General features: G+C 45.9%; 1 protein-coding gene. It reads right to left on the reverse strand.

The window, feature by feature from the left end:
• Positions 1 to 1,213 (reverse strand): NAD-glutamate dehydrogenase domain-containing protein (locus A3751_RS15460; protein WP_197466391.1); only part of this gene is annotated, 1,213 nt, incomplete at both ends.

A 1,213-nucleotide genomic window follows, 5' to 3' on the forward strand; every position in this document is an offset into this window, starting at 1 on the left:
TTTAATTTCTGGGGTGAGTTTGATGGACTTTGCGTCACGACTAAAAATTCCACCACCTTTTGATATGAGTGTCTTGTCGTAGTCGTCCCACGAAGATCGTGGTAAATCGAATAGGCGCTGGCGTTCGGCAAACGATTTGGTCGTATCAGGATCTGGATCGATAAAAATATGCATATGGTTAAAGGCTGCGATCAGTTTCGTTTGATCTGAAAGCAACATGCCATTTCCAAAAACATCGCCAGACATATCGCCCACACCAACGCACGTAAAAGGCTGTTCCTGAACATTATGTCCAAGCTCTTTGAAGTGCCTTTGCACTGACACCCAAGCGCCTCTCGCGGTTATGCCCATTTTCTTATGGTCATAACCTTGACTTCCACCGGAAGCGAACGCGTCGCCCAACCAATGTCCTCGATCTTCAGAAATCTGATTTGCGATATCAGAGAACGTTGCTGTCCCCTTGTCGGCCGCCACAACGAGATAATAGTCGTCTTCATCGTGACGAATGGTATTCTTGGGAGGAACCACCTTACCCTTCACTAAGTTGTCGGTCACATCAAGTAAAGCGGAAATAAAGATCTTGTAGCACGCGATACCCTCCTTCATAAACGCGTCCCGATCTCCTTGCGGCAACTTCTTAGCAACAAAACCACCCTTTGCGCCTACCGGGACGATCACGGCATTTTTAACTTGCTGCGCCTTCACCAACCCAAGAACCTCTGTACGGTAATCTTCATTACGATCAGACCAACGCAAGCCACCTCGAGCCACTTTTCCTCCGCGCAAATGCACGCCTTCAACTCTTGGTGAATAGACAAAAATTTCAAACATTGGCACGGGAAGCGGCACATTTGGAATTAAACGAGGTAAAAGTTTGAACGAGATATATGACTTAAACTTGTCTTTGGCTTTCTGATAGAAGTTGGTTCTAACGGTCGCCTTGATTAGATCAAGGTACAAGCGGAGGATCTTATCCTCTGTCAAATTCGGGACATCTTCCAAGCCTTCTAGAAATTCAGTTTCTAATTTCTCAAAAGCCTTAGTCCGCTCAGCTTTTTTAGGGCCTTCTGGATCAAACCGTAGTTTAAACATTTCCAACAACAGCTGAACCAAGTCATCATGATGGACTAAGGTGCTTGAAATCAGCTCCTGGGAGTTACTCACTCGTACCTGTCGCATATACCTCGCGTAACTGCGAAGCACAGCAATATCT

This window comes from Oleiphilus sp. HI0080 (genome assembly GCF_001635135.1).